The organism is Sporomusa rhizae, from assembly GCF_041428845.1.
Classification (GTDB): domain Bacteria; phylum Bacillota; class Negativicutes; order Sporomusales; family Sporomusaceae; genus Sporomusa; species Sporomusa rhizae.
Map to the genome: position 1 here is coordinate 1,779,736 of NZ_CP156925.1, position 22,241 is coordinate 1,801,976.

Below are 22,241 nucleotides of genomic sequence, written 5' to 3' on the forward strand. Positions count from 1 at the left end.
GGACGTCTATTTTTTTTCCAGAAAAGGGGGAAATAATTGTGGAACAAAGCACGGGTATGATTATAATTTGCTTCATGAACCTCAAGGGAGGCGTGGGAAAAACGACACTTTCTACGCACGTTGCTTGCGCCTTGGCAAAGCTAGGAGTCAAAGTACTTTTCATTGACAATGACAAACAAGGAAATGCCAGTCGCTTTTTTCAAGCGCAGACAGAAAATACTTTATCCGAAGTTTTAGACGGCAGTATATCGGCAGCACAGGCAATTCAAAAAACCGCATATGAAAACATTGATATTATTTCGGCGGATATGGGACTAGCCGCAGTGAATTTTGACATTATGCTTTCTGATAAATATAAAAATCGTAATCAAAAGTTTTTACTAAAAGAGGCATTAGAGCCAGTTCGTACACAGTATCAGTTTTGCATTATAGATAATCCGCCAGACATCAATACCAGCGTCTACAATGCATTGATGGTCGCCAATGAAGTTATTTTCGTAACGACACCGGATTGCTATGCCTGCGATGGCATGGACTTAATGTACGAGCAACTGCAAGCGGCAAAGAATGATCGCATCGCGATGGACCAGGGATATAGTGAATTTTTGCCGGACCGGCGCCTTCGTTTCCGGGGGTGTGTGCTAAACAAATATACGCCAGATTCTGCCCCAATATTAGAAAGTATCCAGAAGAAAATGCCCACTTTTTCAATTACCATTCGTTTAACCAAAACAGGAGCGAAACGGTTGAGTGAATCAGCCGAGCGTGGAATTTCCATTCAAACACTTTCGCCAAGCTGCGGATTCTCAAGAGATTTTAAGCATTTTATGGAAGAGTTGTTCTACACGCAAGAAAGTGGGGAACGATGATGGCAAAAAAACTAGATATGAACGCATATTTCAATCGGGCTTCACAAAGCCCGAAGATGCTGCCGGAATTGACACACCTGCTTGATATGTCCGCACTTGTTGAGAACAAACAAAACTTTTACAGTATCGCAGATATAGAGGTTTTGGCGGCGGACATTTCACGCAACGGGATTCGTCAGCCGCTTGAAGCTGTGATGCAGCAGGATGGAGTCACCTATCGTCTGATTTCAGGACACCGGCGCCTTGCCGCTTTAAAGTATCTAAAAGCCCAGGGAGAATTCGTTCCGGAGAAAGTCCCATGCATCATACGCCGTTATGAATCAGAGGAAGACGAAATAGAAGCAATCATTTCGGCCAACTGCCAACGCGATAAAACCATAGAGGATGAGCTTAATGAGCTGAAATATTTGCAGCCGATTTTCCGTAGACGGTTTGAGGAAGAGAAGCCAGGCGGGAAGTTCCGCGCATATTTTGCCCGCCAACTGGGATTGTCCGAGTCAACGCTGAAAAGAAAGCTGGAGCTATTGAAGCTTTCACCGGCACTCTTGAACCGTCTAAAAGAAGGAAAACTGCCGTTGTCGGCAGCGTATGAATTAACCGGCTTATCGCCGGAAGAGCAGGAAGAGGCGGAACATGCCCTGCCGGAAGGTGGGAGTGTGCAGGCGGCAATTGAGGTGAAAGAGGAAATCCGGGCGCAGAAGGCTTCGACGGCACCCCCGGAAGAAGCTGCTGGTGAGGAGGCGCTTGATGGAGAAGGGGAAACGGCAGGTATTCCTGACAGCAAGAAAAGCAGAAAAAAACCTTCACCAAAGGCAGATTCTTTCCAAGAGGAACCTGGTGGCGTATCGCCTATACATGCGAATCAACCCCTACCGAACGATCTTCATGAACAATTTGCAGCGGCCGTTTCCGAAGAAGATGAAGTAGATGGTATAGCAAAGGAACAAATAGAAACAGTGGATTTTTACAGCCTGTCCGTACAGATTCAAAAAAAGAGCATCCTTTGGGTGGCGGATTTTTGCCGCAATCAGATGCGGCAGACAGCCGAGCGTTTGGTAGAAGAAAAAGATACCTCAAAACGGACCGTGGGCAGAATCGCTGTATGGAAGGAGTTACTTTCACACCTGGATAATCTGGAAAAGAACATAGTGGGATAAGGGATAAAGTGCTATTTACTGGCGGCAGAGATTCTGCCGCTTTTTTTATGCTGCTGAAGGAGGGATTTCTATGGGGAAAACAAGCCAGGAAGAATTAGAAATTGTAATTGCCGCGCTGCAAGAGAAGATTATGGTCTTGGAAACGGAGTTAACCGAGCGCGGCGTATTGACTGTCGAGCAAATTATTGAGCCGAAGGATTATCAGGGAATAAAAGCCCATGCCGGGAAGCTGGAGCAAGAGGTTGAGGCTCTGCGATATATCTTGTCCTTTTCCGGTGTTCAGTCGCTGGACATGCTAGCCGCAGATTTCCTTGCGATTTTACAGACGCGGCTAAAACAAATCGCTGTGGAATTTGAGAACTTTCCAGTGGGTTTGGAAGAACGGAATATATTGAAAAAAATAATTCATAGCCTGCACAGCGGCGCTCGCCAACTTGATGAGTTGCTCAAGTAGGAGGTGCTTGGCATGACATTGGCAGAGAAAATTCGCAGTTTGCGAGAAAAAAACGGCTACAGCATTTCCAAGCTTTCCCGGCACGTCGGCGTCGATCGGACAAGCATTTATCGGTGGGAGGAAGGAATAACGACGCCAACCCTGGCCAGCCTTACGTTGCTTGCGCAATTTTATGGGATCGACGTGCGAAGTCTTTTAGAAGATGATGAGCTTATTGATTTGCGTCTGCTGGTTAAAAATCTCGAAGCACGTGTAGAAAAACTTGAGCGGAAAGGGGAGGGGCTATGAGCATCATCCGGGTAGAAAAGCAACGCAAATATACCTGTGTAAGCAATGTTCCCTTGCAGGATGTCCGCCTGTCCCTAAAGGCGCGCGGTCTCATTACCTACTGTTTGAGCCTGCCGGATAACTGGACGTACAGCGTCAGCGGGCTAGTGAAAGTGATTGGCAGCGAAGGAAAAAGCTCGATTCAGTCGGCGCTGCACGAATTAGAAGCTTGCGGTTATCTTGTGCGCAGGCGTTTGCACGATAATAACGGCAAATTTACCGGTACGGAATATGTCCTATACGAGGAGCCGCAAATACAGGCAGAACAACCATTTGCCGAAAATCGGTCAATGGCTGTTTACGAGGAAAAGGAACCATTTACCGATTTCCCGTCAACGGTAAACCCGCCAACGGAAAAACCGTCGACGGAAAATCAGCCACTACAAAATACGTATTCTACTAAACAAGAAAAAAAGAAAATAAACACACAACAAAGCGATGCCGGTGTGTTTTCTGGTGAAGGAAACAATGGCCAAGAGGGAAAAGATGCGAGTACAGCTGTTCCGCTAGAGCAGCTTGTGAAAATCGCGAACCGGTGCCGCGTTCCAGGAGAAAGCATTGAAAAACTTCTCAAGCGCTATCCGGAAGATAAGATCCGCGTTCAGCTTCTTTATCTGGAATCCCAAAAAAGCAAGGTACATAACCCTGTTGCCTGGCTGTTTCAGGCATTAAAACAGGATTATGATACTCCGCTTCCGAAGCCGAAGCCCGCAATCGTTCAGCCGCCGCCACTACCTCCGCCGCCAGAGGAGAGCGAGGGACAACCTCTTTCACCAGAATTTCAGGCCATACTGGATAGAATACATAAGCAAATGGCGGATAAAGAGAAAAAGGAGGAAGACGGATGAACTTATTTCTGGTCAAGGAACGATTAGTACGAATGATTGCTGATTATTACGCATTGGAAAAAATACATGCCTTGGAGAGAACTTTGCAGTATATGCAAGGCAAGCTTAATCAGCCGCGCCTGGTTTTTAAGCTGCGCCAGGAAATTGTTCAACGTAAAGCCGATGCTGCTTTAGTTGCTGTCATGATTACTCTGCTGCCTAAAGAAAAACAAGAATTTTTCCGCCTGCGCTATCAAAAAAAGATGCCGCTTGTTTTTGTTGCGCCTAAACTCTATATTTCGCCTAAAGTCGCCGGCGTATGGAATGCGGAAATTCTGGAACGTCTTTATGCTCTAAGGGAAGGGATAGTAGGGGATTTTATCCTGTCCCCGCAGGCACTCTGCGCAGTTGAAAGCTATCTCAATACAATTTTAGATTTTTTTCTGGCGGAGGGAATGAAATATGCAGATCCCGCCTATATCAGAAAACTGGAAACCAGAAAGGATTCTCTTTTTCAGTTGCGGCTATATATGGAGCAGTATTTGGAAAAAGTGAATGCGCAAGAACGCCAGCTTTTGCTTAGCTGGTGCAATGATCCATGTCTCACCTATGTAGAACTTGCCGGGCGGTTTTATGTGTCGGAATCGACAGCGGGAAGATATGTACTGCGTTTTAAGGGAGCGATGTTTATTTTTTGGGAAGCATTGGGTAAAAAAATGAAGGGAAAGAGCGAGATGGATTTTGCTGAATTTTACTAAGCTGAAAGTGAATACTCCTCCATGTACATGGGTCTGTCCGTAAAAGTGCGAGAAGAAAACATGTTCAAAGCTCCTCGACCGGGTGCAATTTCTAATAATCCGACATACTTTGATAGGGGTTCTCGTCAGACTTTGGATGAGAGATTTTTGTTGTGGGGGATCAATGCTGGAACTAAAGCCAAGCCCCATGAGAAGCGATTCTTAGATAGGGAAAAAACATCTTATAAGAGTTTTTTGTCTTAATTTGTGGTATGATTTCCCATAAGGGGTGTCATGCTTAGCAAGGGGGTTATGAAAAATGGATAAGTCAGTATCTCCATATGACTTTTTAAAATCAAGAAGACCAAGTCAATTTTCGGATTCTGTTAAAATACAGAAAGCGCAATTAGATAGGGCTTTTTTTGACTATTACCTTGAAAGTTTAACGAGCCGGAATGAAGAGAAAAAGTTTGAGTTGTTTTGCAAACGTTTAGCTGAGTTAGAAATATGTCCTAATTTAATCTCTCAGACAGGTCCAACCGGTGGTGGTGACAGCAAAGTAGATTCTGAGACTTATCCTGTGTCAGATGATACGGCATTAACTTGGTATACTGGAATTGGGAGACAAGCTGCTTCTGAAAGATGGGGATTCGCATTTAGTGCTAAGAAAGATTGGAAATCAAAAATTGTGGCTGATGTCAAAAATATTTTATCTACTAATAGAAATTACACAACGATTTTTTTTATGAGCAATCAATATATCCCCGATAAGAAAAGAGCTGCTACAGAAGATGAGTTAACACAAAAATATATTGTACAAGTTAAAATTCTGGATAGATCATGGCTGCTGGACAAAATATTTAATAATCATAATGAACAAGTTGCTGCAGAAATATTTGGATTGTCCGAATCTTTTAAGACGGCAATAAATATTGGACCTTTAGATTACGAACGTAAGCAAAAATTAGATGCTTTAGAAGTTGAGATAAAAAATTTAACTGCTGATGGGGTTCAAAATGGATCTATAGTCCAAATGGCCATTGACGCCGCAGAACTAAGCAGGGAATTAGAGCTGTCACTTACAGAAACGATGGGAAGATTTAATAGAGCTATAGCTCTAGCTAGTAAATATGGTACAATTATTCAACAAAAAGAATGCTTCTATGTATTAGCATGGACTCTTTATTATTGGTATGAAGAATTTGACGAATTCTATAATAAATATTGTGACTATGAAAAACTCGTTGTTGGTGGAATCAATGTTTATGATATAGAACGTTTGACTAATCTTTGGATGAATTTATTTATAATTTCAAAAGGAGATCCAAATGAAAGAAATTTAGGAATACATACAGAGAAACTAATTTCCGAATACGAAAGGCTAATTAATGATAAAAATCGCCCTAATTCAGCTTTAGAAGCAAGGGCAAACTATATTTTTGTAAAATTATTACTTGGCCAGGACTCTAATAAGCTGTTAGAGGAACTCGCTTCTATTATCACCGAAAGTCACGGTGTTCTTGATTTTAGTCTTGACACAATCTCAAGAATCATTATGGAAATCGCCCCAAGAATGGAAGAATCACCTGGTTTTGATAAGCTGTTCGAAACTATCGTAGCGATGACAAATAATAGAAAACAGGAAATTGTATCTGCTAAGCTTTTATTAACTCGTGGGAAGCAACTAGTTAATAAAAAACCTTTTAGTACGGTCCGTTATATTGGTAAAGCATTGTTTAGTTTGTATAAAGAAGAAAGCAAAGAAGACTTTTTGTTAGCTCTTTTCTTAATGGGTCATGCTTGTGAAAAATTAGATCTATTATGGGCCTCCAGAGGATTTTACTTCAATGCATTTTATATTAGTTTTATAGATTATATGAAGTATGGTCACTTAAGTCCAGTATTGGTTGCTTCTTCTACTAGTATGAAAATGGTGGAATTAATGCTTGGACGGATTCCTCAATTGCTTGCATGGCATAAGATGGATGACATTTCTTGCCAGTTACTCTCTGCAGTTGGTTACGATACAAACAAAATAAATAAAACCGAAAATAATTTGGATTTATTTGATACAATTCTAGGAATGTTATTTTTGCGAGTACCATTTGATCAGTTGCCGAGATTATCATTGCTCCCTGATTCACTGGATAAATATCAATTATACATGGCATCTAGTGCTTTAAAATATGCGTTAGGCTATATTGATAAAGATATTTTTGCAGAGCATGATAACGATGAAATTAATCAGTTTATGAAAGATTGGTATAATCAACCTGCAAAAGATCAAATAGCCAACGTGCCAATAATTGGATTGAACAATATTGAATTGTTACAGTCAAAGATTTTAGGATGCAATATTATTATTGAAGCTGATCGGAAATTTCCATGTATCGAACTATCAGAAAGTATTTTGGCCGCACTCGAAAGCTTTTTTGCAACAGCACCTATTGATAAAATTATTAGTGTTACTCCAAAAGTGAATATAGTTGTTAAATATGCTGCTTCCGAAAAATTTAAAATATCTTATAACAAAGTCGATGGCCAAAAGTATGACATAATTTGCTCTGATTTTAATAAAGAGGAATTTTATCATGCACAAAATATTACTAAAAAATTTATATTAGGTTTTATCGCGAACTTGATAGCCCACATTTTAATATTTAAAGATGTTAAAACGCAGCTGGAAGAAATGGTCGAGAATGATAATATATTTGATAGATCATTAGATTTTACAGGCAGTGTTTTTTTGACTGAAGATTTATTTGGTAAAGATTCTATGACTCTAATGGATTTTGCGTCCGTGGATGACACCGATTATACACTTAAAAGAAATACTCCATTACAACTTGAAGATAATACGCATTCAAACGACGTTGATAAAGTAAAATTTCATAAAATGACCCGGCAAGCGCCTCCACCAGGTGTTTTTGATCCTGAAAATATTAGACACAAAAATATGGAAGTGGTTTCGATAATTAATCTTTCTCTGTGGGATAAAGCAAAATGGAAGGGTATTATTTTTGCCATGAGTCCGAGGCATTATGAAGAGCCACCTATTTTATCTCCATTGTTTACAGATAAAGATGCAGGAATTTCGATTTTTAAAGAATGGATTTCTATGTTTGGTAAAGTTGATGAAAAAAACATCATAACAGTCGGGCTAATAAAGGGTATAAATAAAAATAATCTTTCTCATTACACAGTAGCTTTCGGGGCGAATCTTGATGTTCTGATGCCTGCGAGCAGTAAATATATAACTACTGCTAATAGATTTCATAAAATGACTCCTAATAATGATATCAATTTTAAAAACTTCGAGGACATAATTCTAAGAAGAGGTAAGCAATATTATCTTATGCCGTCTTATATGAATACAAAATCTAACCGGCCAGAGTTGGCATTTGATTATGCAATATTAAAAAATGATATTGAAATAAGAAACGCGTGGGAGGTCGATATCGAGAGTTGGCTGTCGCTTGCCATTACTCCTGATGATGATCCATTCATTCCACCCAATGTTACAAAGGCTCCAATTACTGAAGTTATTAATCTAAAAAATAGATAGAAATTTTGGAGAGACGCTATGGATACCAATTTTGCCCCCAAAGAATATTTGAAAAATATAGGATTTGAATGGGAAGAACGGTTTAATTACCATATTGCTAATTCTGGCACAACGCCAGAAGAATATTTGTTATTGAAAAAGTATGATTTCCTTACTTCAATACCTAAAAATGCAATAAAAATATATATTGATCTGAATGTTTGGATAAATTTTAGAGACGTACACATGGGAAAAAACACGATTGCCAAAACATGGAGCGACGTATATCAAAAAGCAATTACACTAAATGAATTCTATAACGTATATTTTGTGGCTAGTCCTCATATATTTTTAGAATTACAAAAACAGAAAAAAATTGACGAGTATAAAGTGCTTTTGGACATAATTGGAAAACTTAGCAAGGAATTGACCATTGAAAATCCTATACAACTTGTTTTTGATGAAACAGTATTTTGTTTAAGTGATTTATTGAAAACGGACCTACCTTTTTTTAATCGCGAAAACTATGCATGGGACAAGGCGGCGGCAATTTTGGGAGTGCCGCTACCTCAGATTGATCAAAATAATGAGGGATTAGCAGCTCTAAGTAAAGTGTTAATTGATGCTGTTTACCGGATTCCCTTTAGAGATTTTGGCCTGTTTGGGCAAAATGATGAATCTGAAGACACAATGCAGATTTTATCTAATAAACTGAATTTTGATTTAACTCACAAGCCAGGAGTTCGAGGGAAAAACTTAGAAGAATTATTTACTGAAGAGTTTCAGGGGTCTATTGAAGCGAGTTCTAAGATAATAAATCAAGCAATTACTCAGTTCATTGGCTGGAAATATAATATGAATTCAGTTGAGTTAGCCAAGGTCGAAGAGAAGGAAATCATTAACGCATTTCCTAATATGTTTAGATTCAAAAAAATAAAGCGATATTTCCCTTCGCTTCAAGTTTTCTCCGGCCTTCATGCATCTGTGAGACATGATAAAGCTAAGAAGTTTTCTCAGAATGACTTATATGATTTTCATCATGCTTCAAGTGCGTTACCTTATTGCCAGTATTTTATTACCGACAATCCATTGGCCCAGAGACTTAACACAAAACCATTAGAATTCGGTAAAAAGTTTGGTACTACGATCTTACCGGCAAAACCAGATGTGATTTTACAGGCTTTTGCCGAGATCAGCCAAGCTTGTCCACTCCCTTATGTATCTAAAAACTGATTTTTCTACGGTTCTAGAGTACAGAACGAGTTTTGTTACATGACTAAGAGAGTCCTCTGATGCTTGCGAGAATAAGCGTCGGAGGACTTTGTTGCGTTTATAAAAGGTTTGGGGATAAAACGGCTAAGCAGCTGGATAATGGGTTTTCCCGCGAAAAAAATTTAACAACTTCCACCTTAACGGTTTAAAGGCAGGAATCCGAATTTTGTGGATTTCCTGCCTTTAAGCGTTGTTGGCAAAGGGATCTTTACATGTTGTACCATTATGGACAGTTTATGTGTCAGAATTGACGACGGGAAGAAAGGTGCTGTGTTTTAAAAGCGCGAGGGTTACTTTTGGGGGAAGCAGTGAGTAAAGAAATGCGGGAAAAGGGTGCGTTGACCTCCTTTGCTTTCTATTAAGCTGAAGCGGAAAGGAGGGTGCGCATGAAAAGAATATCCTGCCGAAAATGTATTTCGACAGTTCTCTTCTGGCTGGTGTTGGCGTCACCGTTTTTATTTCGACAGCAAATGCCGGGGCTGTTTATTCGCAATGATACGGAGTCTATGCCATTAGGTTTTTACGTTATTTTACCGGATCGTCCCGCGAAAAACGGAGACATCGTTGCCTTTACGCCGCCGCAGGAACTTTGGCAAATGGCAAAGGAGCGCGGCTGGACAAAGGGAGAACGTTATTGGCTCAAGGAAGTGGCAGCGGTCGAAGGCGACACCTACACCATCACCGATACCGGTATTTACGTTAATGACCACTATGTTGGAACTATTGCCGACACAGATAGACAAGGGAAGCCTTTACCGCAACTGCGTGGGACTTTCCAGGTAAAACCAGGCTATTTCCTTCCGTTGGCAACGTACCGGCCCAGTTCCTTTGACGGCCGCTACTTCGGAGAATTGCCGCTTACCGCAGTCCATAAGCGTGTGTATCCTCTTTTCACAATGAAACTTTTGGAGGTGTTTTATTGATGAACAAGAGGGAAAGAGCATGCCGGGTGCAGGAGGGGGCAGTTCATGAAAATTAAGGAGTTTTTTTTCGAACCGAAACAGTATTCTAACAGCTCAACGCCCAAAACCCCGTTTGATCAGGCCAAAGAGGAATGGGACAGGCGGGAAGGACACATTATTGTCCAAAACTATAACCTGCGCCGTCTCTTGTTTTTATCGTGGCTGGTCCTTTTGGTCATTTCAGCCGGTTTGGTTGTTCAGTCGTTAAAATCCAGCGTGGTTCCGTATGTTGTTGAAGTGGACAGTACAACAGGTGTAGTGAAGAATGCCGGACTTGCCGAAGCGAAGGAGTATTCGCCGCAGGCAGCGGAAATGAAGTACTTTCTTTCGCAGTTTATTCGAAATGTCCGGTCGCTCCCGCTTGATCCGGTCGTTTATAAGAAAAACATTGAATCGGCATACGGCTTTTTGACTAAGCAGGCGGCAAACAAAATGAACGTGCAGCTGCAAAACGAAAATCCACTGGAGCATTTCGGGAAGGAAACCGTGCAAATCAAAATCGGAAGTATGCTGGAAATGACCGATGGCAGCTCATCCTATCAGATCCGCTGGACGGAAGACCATTATGATATTGCTTCCGGGAAAAAGACAAGCATCCCGATGAGCGGTATTTTCACCATTCGTTTGCAGCCGCCGAAACAGCAAAAGGAGCTGGAAATTAATCCTCTGGGCATTTTTATTGCCGACTTTAACTGGACCAAAGAAAGCGTGAAAGGAGAATAAGGATGAAGCATAAAATCAGCCGACTTGTCTTGGTTTTTAGCTTGGTATTGTCCTTGCAAAGTGCAATATCGTATGTTCAAGCGGCGGCAATAGAAATTCCCCCGGCGCCTCCCATGTTTTCGTATGGAGAGTTTTACGATGCCGCCGATACAAAGGATAAAACCAAGAAGATATTTTCCTATAATCCGGAAAGCGTCTACACCGTCTATTGTCGTCCCGGTTATCTGACGGATATTGATATTCACATCGGTGACAAGTTGATATACATTGCCGCAGGGGATACGGCGCAGTGGATGGTGGATTCTAATGCGGCTCAAGACTCGCCGCATATCTATGTTAAGCCGCTCGCAGCGGAGGCCAGGACCAATTTGATTGTCAATACGGATCGGCACCGGTATCATCTGCTGCTGGTGGCGGCCGACTGGTATAACCCCATCATCACCTGGGAGTACCGCACAGAAGAAGAAATTGCCCGTTATGAAGCCGATAACCGTGCGCAAAAGAGACAACCGGTCATTCGAAATTTTAAATCGCACTATACGGTGCGAGCAGAAGATAAAGCGACGCCCGCATGGCTGCCGCGTGAAGTATGGGATGATGGCAAAAACACGTACATTCGTCTCGGCGATACCCGCAAAGGGCTTCCCATTCTGTTTGCAGTCAAAGAAAAAGGCCGGACCGCTCCGGTGCAGTATAAGCACGAAGATGATTATTTTATTGTGAGCGGTATTTTAGATCATGCGCGCCTTCAAAGCGCCCAAGGCGAAAAAGTGGAGATTGTACGGCAGAAAAACCAGGAAGGCGGTGCATCCTGATATGCTGGAACAACTACAGGAAGGAATAAAGCAATTGCAGGCGCGACTAAAACGGAAAACAACGCCTGGGGCAGCTGCAAAAGAGGTGGAGGTAACTATAAAAGCGGAAACCGCTCAAAGCCGTACCGTTAATAAAAAGAAAGTGTACCTTCTCTGCATTTTGCTGCTGGTTTCGTTTATAGGCTCTTTCTTTATTTTCTCCAAAGATTCTGCAAAACCCAAGAAGAAGACGATTGAAACCGCGGACGCAAAGCTTGCCGTAACGCAATTGTCCGATGATTACGGTGATCTTTCGCGCTTGGCGCAAAAAGATACAAAACCAAAAGCAATCACCGGCAAAGAGGCTATCGTTTCCAATCGGCAGCAGCTGTCACCGGGCATAGAAAGGGAAGCGCCGGCGCGGACGGTATATCAGACTTATAATCCGGGAATTAAGCCGACTTTACCGGAGGAGGTGCATTCGGCACGTGAAACGGAAAATCGGAATGCAGCGGAAAGAGCACAGGCTCTACAGGAAAAAATATGGAGTTCGGCGATTGCCTTTATTATCAAGAAAGATGGCCAGGATAGCAGTGCAGGAGCACAGAGTACGAATTCCTATCAAGCTGCACGGGAGAATACGCTTTCACCGGGAACGATGCTGCCGGCTATGCTGATTAGCGGCATTAATTCCGAAAATGGCGGACAGGTCACGGCGCAGCTCACCGCCGATGTCTATGATTCCCTTTATGGCGATACGTTACTCATTCCTATGGGAACACGGCTTGTCGGCACCTATGAAGGGGGAGCGAAGCTCGGCGAGTCCCGCGTGAATATCAAGTGGAGTCGTATCCTGTTTCCGAACGGTGATTCGTACCAAATGGGTGAAACCCTCGTAACTACTGGGATGGACGGCTATCCTGGAATTTTAGGGAAAGTGGATACGCATGGAGATCAGGTTGTTTCAGCCGGGTTGGTCACAACAGCACTTGGTGCTCTTGGTTCGATTGCCGCCGGTAATACATCGAGCGGGGATAGTTACAGTGCTTCGAATATGGCTGCGCAAGGAGCTGCCACCAATTTGCTCAATACGGCAGGTAAACTGATGGATCAAAAAATGAGCCGTATGCCAACGATTACTGTTGAACCGGGAACTACTTTTTTCTTGCGCGCCGCCGATATCTTGCCGCTTCGTCCGTACGAAGGCTAAAGCATGGAAGAGCAAAAGAAACGGCGTATCCTGGTTCTGCTGGGTACGGTCGGATTCGTTATGCTGATTGTTTGCTGGCTGACCACACAGTGGCTTGCCAGGCGCTGCGACTATGATCCGCTGTTAGGCTGGGGAATTCTCCTTACCGATGGGACAAAGCTTTATTTCCCTTGGGATATTTTTATCTGGCGCTGGAAGTTTTCAGCCGTGGTGCCGCATTTATCGGCACTGGCCGGTAAATATCTGCTGCTTGGCCTGTTAGGCGGAATCGCCCTTAGTTTTTATATCGAAACAAAGCTCAGGCCGATCGATTCACATGGCAGTGCGGACTGGGCAGGCCGCGGCGCTATCAAAAAAAGCGGCCTGTGTGTAAAAGAAGGCGTTGTGTTAGGCCGCAACCCCTTTACAAAAAAATTCTTGTTTCACGACGGACCGGAGCATATTCTGCTGCTCGCGCCGACACGCAGCGGCAAGGGCGTCGGGGTTATTATCCCGACGTGCCTTGTTTGGAAGCGTTCGATGCTGGTAACGGACGTTAAGGCGGAAAACTGGAATTTTTCTGCGCCCTATCGCCGGCAAGTGCTAAAAAACAGGGTGATTAAATTTGAGCCTGGCTGCATCGACGGTACGGGCGCCAGATGGAACCCGCTCGTGGAGATCCGCTACCGGACGGTACGGGAATTTGGCGATGTGCAGATCATCGCCGATATGTTGGCCAATCCCGACGGCAAGGATATCAGCGGCGACGGAGCGCACTGGGTCATTACGGCCTCTTCCCTCATGCGCACCGTCATTATGCACCTTATGTACAAAAAGCACCAGGAAGGGAAACTACCGCCAACGATGATGGAAGTTGCTACGTTTCTTTCCTTGCCGCACAAAGCCATCATTGCGGAAATGAAAGTCTATCCGCATATTACGCCGGAAGAATTTCTTGGCGAAACGAATATCCTTGATCAAATTTACAGCCTTCCGGATACACCGTATGTTGACCTTGGCAACTGGAAAAAAGACGTGGTGGACAGCTTAAAGGAACCTGAGGAAAAACGCGTCGTCGAGGCGTTGAAAACACTGCCGGATGTGCAGGTTTACATGAAAGAACGCTATCGCGAAAATCCGGAGATTTTCACGCAACTGCCTTACGCAGAGCTGTTAGTCCATCCGAAGGTGCTGGAGGGCGCGCGGGAAATGGGGAACCGTGAGGAAAAGGAAGAATCCAGCGTGTTATCTTCGGCGGTCAAAGCCTTTCTGCTGTACCGGAATCCCGTTATCGCCAAAAATACCGGCGCCAGTGATTTTAAAATTGCCGATTTGATCCGGCCGGATTATCCGGTATCGGTTTATCTTGTCACGGCGCCGGGCGATCTAGATACGATCAAACCGCTGTTCCGCTTATTTATGAACTTTGTCATTAAACGCAATGTAGAAAAAATGGATTTTGGCAGCAAGCAGAAACAGCGTTGCCTGCTCCTATTTGACGAATTTCCTCAGTTCGGGCGCATGGATTCGGTGGAGCTTGGGCTGGCGGTTATGGCCGGGTACGGCTTGAAAGCACTGCTCATTGCCCAGGATATCCACCAACTGGATAAAACCTATACGAAAGATAATTCCATTATCGCGAATTGCCATGTACGGATTTTTTATACTCCCAATGAAGATGGAACGGCGGAAATGCTCAGTAAGTCCCTGGGGAAAAAGACAATTCGCGTGGATAGTAAAAATAGCGGACAGGGAATTGGCACGGCATCGTATACAACCTCAGAGACCGGGCGTGATTTGATGACCCCTGATGAAGTGAAGCGCCTGCCTAAAGAGCAGGAACTGGTCTTTGTCGCGCAAACCCGGCCGATTTTAGCCGATAAGCTCTTTTACTTCAAAGAGAAGTTCTTTATGAAAAAAATTGAAAGCTGCGGGCAGGCACAGGCGCTGAACCTGCATTCGGACACGGCAAGCGTGGTTCGTTCTTATGAAGACCTGTTGCCGCCGGGAATGGGTGTGCCAACTGCCGATTATGCCCTGGCAAGGCAAGAGGAGATAGCCGAACTGGAGGGCAAACAGCATCAGCTTGCCGAATGGATCGATTTCTCCTACGAAGCCATGAAAATGACGGATGAGCTGGACGATACACCAAGCGTCACCATAGAAAAAGCGGAGCCGATAGTTGAACGGGAAGCATTTCGGTTTATTGAATAAATAAGGGGGGAGGAAAGCCTATTGGGAAAACAAAGCCGTACGGAAGAAACGCTGTATTATTTGCTGGGCGAAGATATTCGCGCCTACTTAATTGACGATAACATCACAGAAATTTATCTCAATTCCAACTCGGATGTAATCTGGATTGATACCAAAGACAAGGGCCGAGTGGCGACAGGAAAAACGATGGATGCGCAAACGGCGGCAAACGTCATTTACACGATTGCCGATCTGACCGGAAAAGTCTGTAATGATACCAACGAAACGCTGGCCGCCGAATTTCAGGGTATTCGTTTTCAGGGACTTTTGCCGCGCGTTGTAGAAAAACCCGCCTTTAATATGCGAAAACATTGTGCCGGATTGCTGACTTTAGACGATTATGTGAAAAGCGGGATTATGACAAAAAGGCAGCGGGAGTTTTTGCTGGAGGCTATTTATTCGCATAAAAACATCCTGGCTGCCGGTGGCACCAAGTCAGGGAAAACCACGTTCCTGAATGCCATTTTAGCAGAGATCGCCAAAACCGGGGACCGCGTTGTTCTTCTGGAAGATACTAAAGAACTGCAATGTGTAGCAAAAGACATGGACAGGCTGCTTACGACGGAAAATAAAACGCTGGAAGATTTGCTGCGCGATACACTGCGCCTCACGCCGGAGCGGATTATCGTTGGGGAGGTGCGTGGCGCGGAAGCGCTTATTTTGCTGGATGCATGGAGCACCGGCCATAAAGGCGGGGCGTCAACTGTCCATGCTAACAGCGCGCGGCAGACACTGCGCCGCCTGGAAGAATTGGCAGCGAGGGCCGAGGCAAGGGCACACCAGTACATGATTGGGGAAGCCATTGACATTATCGTGTATCTGCGCTACAGCGGACTGCAACGGAGAGTGGAGCAGATTCTCGCCGTTGACGGCTGGGATGCAGCTAAAGAAGAATATTTGGTCAGAGATTTGTGTGCTTAAAGGAGGTGGTCAATTTGACCACCTTTCACTAAAATTTAGAATGGAGGTTTTCATATGGAACAAAAAATCAGTGATAGAATCAAAGAATCATATGATCAAGCGCAAATCCTAGTTATTGACGATTCTATATTTTCACGGACCTTGATTACACGAGAATTGCTTACTATCGGATTTAACGAAGAACAAGTACAGCAGGCCGGCAGCGGGAGAGCAGCGCTGGAAAAAATAAAAGAAAAGACCTTTGATCTTTTCATCATAGATATCATTATGGACGATGTGGACGGTATCGCGGTGCTGAAAGAAGTGAAGCGAACGCAGCCTGCGGCCAAAATTATCATGTGCAGCAGCCGAAATGCAGAAGACACCGTTCAGGAAAGTGTTTGTATAGGCATTGACGCCTTTATCGTAAAGCCTCACACATCGGAAATTTTTCAAAAAGTTTTGTATCGTATTTTATTAAGCGGCGATGAGGCAGGTAGCGCCCAGGACGATGCGATGATATGGCACGCAAAATGTCATGTCTGCGGTCAGAAAATGGTGGAAGTCAATGCTATGGATATGGTTAGTTTTTACTGCCCGCAAAATTGTATGAAGCTTGGCCCCTGGTCAATAGTGCTGGTGAACCAAAGCGAACTGGATCGCGCCTATGGGGAGGCAAAACGTTTAGAAGCCTTGGAGAATGAAACTGTTAAGTAAAACTGATTTATGGATAAGCGTTGTTACAGGATTTTAGGTTAGATATTTGTACTTAAATGAAAACATAGAATAAGGTTCGTAACATATTAGTACAGGACATAAACATACTCGAAGCTGATTCATCAGCTTCGTTTTTTGTGTATAAACAAAATGCGGAAAAAGGGTGGCACGCAGCTGCCCTTTTTTTATTATTCTCAAATCGGAGCCATTAATGGATTTCGAGGAGGCGAATTTAGTGAATGTAATGGAAAAGCGAAAGACAAGAACAGGGCAAGACATCCGGTATGTATTCTTTGCAGTGGTACTACTGACCGGTATTTTTCTTTTGCACGGTACGGGCATGGCAACCGATGCAAGCAGTATGAAACTGCCCTACAAGACGGCCCTGTCAACGATGTATACGGAACTGACGGGCACGGTTCCGCTGATCGGCGGGACAATTGCCATCGCAGTCGGCGGGGCCATGTACATGCTGGGGGAAGGGCAAATGACGCGCACAGCTATGCGGATTTGTATCGGTACGGGTATTGCCCTGTTAGCTCCGCAGGTAATCCAGGTATTTGCGCCTGATGTATCGGCGGGAGTGTTATTTTGATGGTACAGAAAACGGAAGGAGAAACGCTTGCCGTTCAGCCGCTGTTCCGCGCTCTCACCGGGCAATTGTTGGTTGCCGGTGCACCGCGCGGTATGATTGTCCTCAATATTTGTCTTGCGTCCATCTTTCTTATGGCGCTGCACATTCCCTGGATTGTGCCGGTCAATCTGCTGATTCACTTATCAGCGGTGTATCTGACCAAGAAAGATGAACAATTCTTTGATATTTTAAGGCGTTATTTACACAAAAAAACGTATTACGATGTATGAGGAGGAACGAATGAATATATTTCAAGAATACCAAAAGGACCTAACGAAAGTAGCCGAATGGCTGCCCTGGGCTTCCATGCCTATGGCGGGAGTCGTGGAAAATAAGGACCATTCTTTTCTTGGGGCATTTTTTTATTCCCGCGAAGTGAAGTTTGATGGTGGTTACTTGGCTCAACAAATCAGGGAGTGGGGTTCCGGGTGGGCGATATGGTGCGAGAACCGTCAAGACAGATGCTACGTAGCGTTTTCCTGGTTGCCGAAAGCTATTCATGAAGATCCTGCCGGACAATTTGACCAAACGTTGAATGCGTTAACAGAAACCCTGCCCTTGCAGCGTTTATACACAGGAGAACTGTTACAGTATCTTTTTGAGAGCATTGCCATTCAAAAACAAATTACATTTCCTGATATACCGATGTATTTAGATGCGTTGCTTTCTATTGATCAGACATATAAGTTAAATCCGAAAGAAATCTATGTAGATGAATTTCAAATAGCGGTACTAGTTTTGAATGGTTTTATGGAAGAGGGAGTTGGTCGGCTATATGCCTTTTTGAGAAGCAATGGCATTCCGTTTCGTTCTGTGCGGCGCTTTCTGTTCCTTACCGCAGACGAGGCAATGGAAGAAGCAAATCGTTATATGGCAGGGTGGTGCCACAATCACCGGACGATTGCACCGCTACTTGCCTATGAAGACAATCCCCAGAAGATGTGCGGGTTTTACGCCCATCTTTTAGTGCACTGGAATAGGGAAACAGAAGCCCTTGCCCGGCAAAGCCAGCAGATAAAGGCGTTCCTTATTTCTGAAGGCCAGCTTGCCCATGCCGAACACGCGCAGCCAGAACTATGGTTTGCTGCTGTTCCGGGAAATTTTCGCGCTTACCTGCTTGCGCCCATGTTTCAACTTGACGATATAGGCATGCTGTTTCTGGGGGAAGAAGGGGCTCCGGTATGATTCATCTGAAGAAGTACCGGGAAAAGCGTGTGCTTTTACAAAATGTCATGCCCTTTGGGCGCATCCTGTATCTAGAGAATGGCGCAGGGCTTTGCGTCTTGAAAGATGGTGCCTTTCTTTCAACTCTACGTTATCGCGGTCCAGATTTAGACAGCGCCATTGAAGAAACGCTTGCTTGGATGACTGGGCAGATGAACAGCCTGCTTTTAACATTGGGAACCGGCTGGGTGCTGTATGCAGAGGCACAGCGCGCTCCTTCGGTTAGCTATGATGCGGATGTGTGTTTTCCGGATGTAGTGACACGGGCCATAGACGAGGAACGGCGAAAGAATTTTCAGAGCGGACAGCATTTTGAAAACAGTTATTATCTCTCGCTGTACTGGATGCCGCCGGCTGATACCATTAGTCAGCTCAAAAACTTCTTCGTCGAGGGTGCGGAACAATCGGAAACGCCCACCAACGCCTCAGAATATATTGAGGATTACACAAAGCAACTGGCGCTGTTATTTGCATCCTGCTCCACTATTGGTATGCCGGAGACCGAGTGGCTGGGGCCGGATGACCTTCTTTCCTATCTCTATTCGACGATCTCTTTAACGCAGGTTTCATTGAAGTTGCCGAAAAACCCTATACTTCTGGATGGATTGTTCTATGACACTCCGCTTTACGGCGGGATGGAACCCCGCCTTGGTGATAATTATTTAGCGGCCGTATCGCCTGTAAAGTATCCGGATCACAGTATGTTTGGCATGATGAATGTTTTAAATACGCTGCCGTTTTCCTACCGGTTTATCACGCGCTATTATTTCTTGGATAAGCAGGATGCCCTTTCTGAAATAAAAACTTTTGCGCGTGGCTGGCGGTCGAAGGTAAAGCCGTTTACGGCAACGCTGAAAGAGCTGCTTACGGGATTCGCTGGTAATGAAGTGAACGAAAATGCAGTGGAAAAAGTCGAGGAAATCCGGGCCATGGAACAGCTCGTTGAGTCCGATGCGGTAGGCTGTGGCTATTACTCTTCAACGTTACTGCTTATGGATCAGGATAAAATCCGTTTGCAAAAGCATGCGGAAGAAATTGTGCAACTGTTTACGAATATGGAGCAAGGTTCTATCAACGCAAAGGTAGAGGGAATGCATACCCTGGAAGCCTATTTCGGCAGTATTCCCGGCAATGTGTATTACGGTATCCGCCGTCCCATGTTATCAACGGGAAATTTAATTCATCTGCTGCCGATTACGGACATTTGGGCAGGGAAAAAACGCAATGACCATTTAAAAGCGCCAGTGCTGTTGTACACAAAAACCGGTGAAAATACGTCCTTTCGCTTAAATCTTCACGTTGGCGATGTCGGGCACACCATGCTTGTCGGGCCGACTGGCGCAGGGAAATCCGTACACCTGAATCTCATTGCCGCGCAGTTCCGAAAGTATAAGGACGCCAGGGTGTTTATTTTTGATAAAGGCGGTTCAAGCCGTATTCTAACTGAGGCTGTCGGTGGCAACTATTTTGATCTTGGCAATGAAACAGAGCTGTCTTTTCAGCCCTTGCGGTGGATTGATGACGAGAAAGAACGAATGTGGGCGGCGGAGTGGATTTACGATTTTTTGCGGCAAGAAAACGTGACAATTACGCCGGAAATTAAGAAGTATATCTGGACAGCCTTATCGTCCATGGCCGTACTCCCGGAGTGCTACCGCACCATTTCTACGTTAAAAACGACAGTGCAGGATAAAAGGCTGAAAGACGCCTTGGTGCCATTAACGATTGAAGGTGCCTACGGAAAAATGTTCGATTCGGCGGAAGAACGGCTTTCCTTCTCAAGCTGGCAGAGCTTTGAAATGGAAACCCTAATGAATACACCGGCAATTTTATCGCCGGCGCTGATGTATATTTTCCATCGTATTGAGCAGACCCTGGATGGAAAACCAACCTTGATTGATTTGGATGAATGCTGGATATTCTTTGACAACCCAACCTTCGCAGCTAAAATCCGGGAATGGCTTAAGGTTCTTCGCAAAAGCAACGCAGCCGTTATTTTTGCAACGCAGTCCTTAGCGGACATAGCGGATTCACCAATCTTTCCTACCATTCTTGAATCTTGTCCGTCGCGGATCTTCCTGCCGAATAAAAATGCATTTGAGGAACGTTCTAAAAAAATGTACCGTGCTTTTGGGTTAAACGACCGGCAACTGCAAATTCTTACGCAGGCAACGCCGAAAAAAGAATACTATTATGTATCAGAGCTTGGCTGCCGGCTTTACGATCTGGATTTGGGACAAGAAGCTTTGGCGTATTGCGCAGTTAATAAGCAGGATCTAATTGCCTGCAAACGAATTCTAACTGAATATGGCAAAGCTAAGTTTGTCCAAAAGTGGCGGGAATATAAAGAATTGGCATGAAGTAATCATATCTTCATGCTAGAAATGTTGAGAGTGGGGCATAATTGTGGTATAATAAAGCCACGAAGGGAGTTGGTAGTATGCCCCAGATCATTCCAATTCGGGATTTGAAAAACACGAGCGAGATTTCTCAAATGTGTCATGCATCCAAAGAGCCTATTTTTGTTACAAAAAATGGATATGGTGACATGGTGATTATGAGTATGAAGATGTATGAAGAGAAACTGTTTATGCTTGACGTTTACAGTAAACTGATCGCTGCCGAAGAGCAATTGGCGGAGGGAAAAGTACTTGACGGCGACACTTCGTTAAAAAGCATAAGAGAAAAGTATAATGTATAAACTACTTGTTACCGAATTGGCGCACCAGGATTTAGATAATATTGTTTCCTATATTGCCATACAGTTATCTAATCCAAAGGCAGCCGGAGACTTTCTGGATGAAGTGACTACCTGCTATAGCTTTTTAAAAAATAATCCGATGATGTATGAACAGTGTCAAGATAGGCGGTTAGGAAAAGAGGGCTACCGCAAAGCGGTAATTAAAAATTACGTGCTTGTGTACAAAGTCAATGAAAATTCCCGAACCGTTAGTATTATGCGTTTTTTCTATAGTGCGCAGGATTATTCGAAATTAATATAAGCCGGTAGAGGCTTTCAAGCATCTGTTCATGGCAGATGCTTTTTTGTTCCTTTTTCAGGTAGATCAAAGATAGTTTATCGAGACCGCCAAAATAGCATTAGAAAAAATCTATTGTTTTGAAAAAGAGGCATTAAGTTATATTGGACTGTGCTGTGAAAAACTGTAAAAATCTCCATTCTCACCAATAATAATTTGGTCAAGAATCTGGATATCCAGCATTTCACCGGCCGCTTTCAACTTTTTTAAGATAAGAATATCTTCATGGCTTGGCTGCGAATTGCCGCTTGGGTGATTGTGACCTATAATGACAGCCGCCGCATTGTGAAACAATGCTTTTTTAAAGAGTTCACGGGGATGGACCAACGAGGCATTGAGAGTACCATGCGATACTTCGGCGGCACCGATGATTTTGTGCTTTGTATTTAAGAATAAAGCGCAGAAAATTTCTTCTGCAGCTTTTTCGAGTTCAAATATGGTTTGAAAGGCCTGGGCCGCATCGTTTGGCGATTGAATGAAGGGTGCCAGGGAATACCGTTTTCTTTCTTCTTTTACAATAGCAAGTTTTTGAAAAGTTATGAGCATAACGAATGGCCTCCTTTAGTATGTATCCCTGATAGGGGGGGATTGTCAATAAATGGGTTGGAAATTTATAAGTT

Annotated in this window: 22 protein-coding genes; 21 read left to right on the plus strand and 1 reads right to left on the minus strand. The window is 44.0% G+C overall.

Translation table 11 applies throughout. From position 1 onward, the window contains the following. Positions 1–38: 38 nt before the first annotated feature. The 21 genes from SRRS_RS07915 (at position 39) to SRRS_RS08015 (ending at position 21,585) form a co-directional block, all read left to right on the plus strand. Positions 39–869 carry a ParA family protein gene (locus SRRS_RS07915; protein ID WP_371367778.1) on the plus strand — a complete coding sequence of 277 codons (831 nt, stop codon included), beginning with the start codon at positions 39–41 and terminating at the stop codon, positions 867–869. Beyond that, positions 866–2,026, plus strand: coding sequence for a ParB/RepB/Spo0J family partition protein (locus SRRS_RS07920; protein ID WP_371367779.1), 1,161 nt, complete (start codon positions 866–868; stop codon positions 2,024–2,026). The genes SRRS_RS07915 and SRRS_RS07920 overlap by 4 nt, the downstream gene beginning before the upstream one ends. A gap of 70 nt (positions 2,027–2,096) precedes the next feature. Next, the gene (locus SRRS_RS07925; RefSeq protein WP_371367781.1) at positions 2,097–2,480 is read left to right on the plus strand and encodes a hypothetical protein; all 384 of its coding nucleotides are present in this window, start codon (positions 2,097–2,099) and stop codon (positions 2,478–2,480) included. Positions 2,481–2,492: 12 nt separating this feature from the next. Continuing rightward, entirely contained in the window at positions 2,493–2,768 is a 276-nt protein-coding gene (locus SRRS_RS07930; RefSeq protein ID WP_371367782.1) for a helix-turn-helix domain-containing protein, read from the plus strand. Further along, positions 2,765–3,655, plus strand: a complete 891-nt coding sequence (locus SRRS_RS07935) for a helix-turn-helix domain-containing protein (protein ID WP_371367784.1) — start codon at positions 2,765–2,767, stop codon at positions 3,653–3,655. Before SRRS_RS07930 ends, SRRS_RS07935 begins: the two co-directional genes overlap by 4 nt. After that, the gene (locus tag SRRS_RS07940) at positions 3,652–4,392 is read left to right on the plus strand and encodes a hypothetical protein (RefSeq protein WP_371367785.1); all 741 of its coding nucleotides are present in this window, start codon (positions 3,652–3,654) and stop codon (positions 4,390–4,392) included. The genes SRRS_RS07935 and SRRS_RS07940 overlap by 4 nt, the downstream gene beginning before the upstream one ends. 298 nt (positions 4,393–4,690) lie before the next feature. Then, positions 4,691–7,936, plus strand: coding sequence for a hypothetical protein (locus SRRS_RS07945; protein WP_371367787.1), 3,246 nt, complete (start codon positions 4,691–4,693; stop codon positions 7,934–7,936). Positions 7,937–7,954: 18 nt separating this feature from the next. Beyond that, on the plus strand, positions 7,955–9,148 hold the full coding sequence (locus tag SRRS_RS07950; protein ID WP_371367789.1) for a hypothetical protein: 1,194 nt from the start codon (positions 7,955–7,957) through the stop codon (positions 9,146–9,148). Positions 9,149–9,573: 425 nt separating this feature from the next. Further along, positions 9,574–10,110, plus strand: a complete 537-nt coding sequence (gene traF, locus SRRS_RS07955; RefSeq protein WP_371367791.1) for a conjugative transfer signal peptidase TraF — start codon at positions 9,574–9,576, stop codon at positions 10,108–10,110. 45 nt (positions 10,111–10,155) lie between these two features. Further along, a complete protein-coding gene (gene trbF, locus SRRS_RS07960; protein WP_371367793.1) occupies positions 10,156–10,872 on the plus strand; it encodes a conjugal transfer protein TrbF in 717 nt (238 codons plus the stop codon). Positions 10,873–10,874: 2 nt separating this feature from the next. Further along, complete coding sequence (locus SRRS_RS07965) at positions 10,875–11,687, plus strand: TrbG/VirB9 family P-type conjugative transfer protein (RefSeq protein ID WP_371367794.1); 813 nt, start codon at positions 10,875–10,877, stop codon at positions 11,685–11,687. Position 11,688: 1 nt separating this feature from the next. Further along, positions 11,689–12,876, plus strand: coding sequence for a TrbI/VirB10 family protein (locus SRRS_RS07970; RefSeq protein ID WP_371367796.1), 1,188 nt, complete (start codon positions 11,689–11,691; stop codon positions 12,874–12,876). Positions 12,877–12,879: 3 nt separating this feature from the next. Continuing rightward, entirely contained in the window at positions 12,880–15,069 is a 2,190-nt protein-coding gene (locus SRRS_RS07975) for a type IV secretory system conjugative DNA transfer family protein (protein ID WP_371367797.1), read from the plus strand. Positions 15,070–15,090: 21 nt separating this feature from the next. Then, on the plus strand, positions 15,091–16,029 hold the full coding sequence (gene trbB / locus SRRS_RS07980; protein ID WP_371367799.1) for a P-type conjugative transfer ATPase TrbB: 939 nt from the start codon (positions 15,091–15,093) through the stop codon (positions 16,027–16,029). Between the two features lie 54 nt (positions 16,030–16,083). Continuing rightward, a complete protein-coding gene (locus SRRS_RS07985; protein WP_371367800.1) occupies positions 16,084–16,725 on the plus strand; it encodes a response regulator in 642 nt (213 codons plus the stop codon). Positions 16,726–16,969: 244 nt separating this feature from the next. Next, entirely contained in the window at positions 16,970–17,320 is a 351-nt protein-coding gene (locus SRRS_RS07990; protein ID WP_371369758.1) for a TrbC/VirB2 family protein, read from the plus strand. Beyond that, complete coding sequence (locus tag SRRS_RS07995) at positions 17,320–17,589, plus strand: VirB3 family type IV secretion system protein (protein ID WP_371367802.1); 270 nt, start codon at positions 17,320–17,322, stop codon at positions 17,587–17,589. The genes SRRS_RS07990 and SRRS_RS07995 overlap by 1 nt, the downstream gene beginning before the upstream one ends. Positions 17,590–17,599: 10 nt before the next feature. Next, positions 17,600–18,544 (plus strand): hypothetical protein, encoded by a 945-nt coding sequence (locus SRRS_RS08000; RefSeq protein ID WP_371367803.1) that lies wholly within the window; start codon positions 17,600–17,602, stop codon positions 18,542–18,544. Continuing rightward, complete coding sequence (locus SRRS_RS08005) at positions 18,541–20,943, plus strand: conjugal transfer protein TrbE (protein WP_371367805.1); 2,403 nt, start codon at positions 18,541–18,543, stop codon at positions 20,941–20,943. The genes SRRS_RS08000 and SRRS_RS08005 overlap by 4 nt, the downstream gene beginning before the upstream one ends. 80 nt (positions 20,944–21,023) lie before the next feature. Continuing rightward, positions 21,024–21,284, plus strand: a complete 261-nt coding sequence (locus tag SRRS_RS08010; RefSeq protein WP_371367807.1) for a type II toxin-antitoxin system Phd/YefM family antitoxin — start codon at positions 21,024–21,026, stop codon at positions 21,282–21,284. Beyond that, entirely contained in the window at positions 21,277–21,585 is a 309-nt protein-coding gene (locus SRRS_RS08015; protein WP_371367809.1) for a type II toxin-antitoxin system RelE/ParE family toxin, read from the plus strand. Before SRRS_RS08010 ends, SRRS_RS08015 begins: the two co-directional genes overlap by 8 nt. Positions 21,586–21,720: 135 nt before the next feature. On the opposite strand, the gene SRRS_RS08020 is transcribed toward SRRS_RS08015, so the two are convergent. Then, the gene (locus tag SRRS_RS08020; protein WP_371367811.1) at positions 21,721–22,167 is read right to left on the minus strand and encodes a JAB domain-containing protein; all 447 of its coding nucleotides are present in this window, start codon (positions 22,165–22,167) and stop codon (positions 21,721–21,723) included. Positions 22,168–22,241 lie beyond the last annotated feature (74 nt).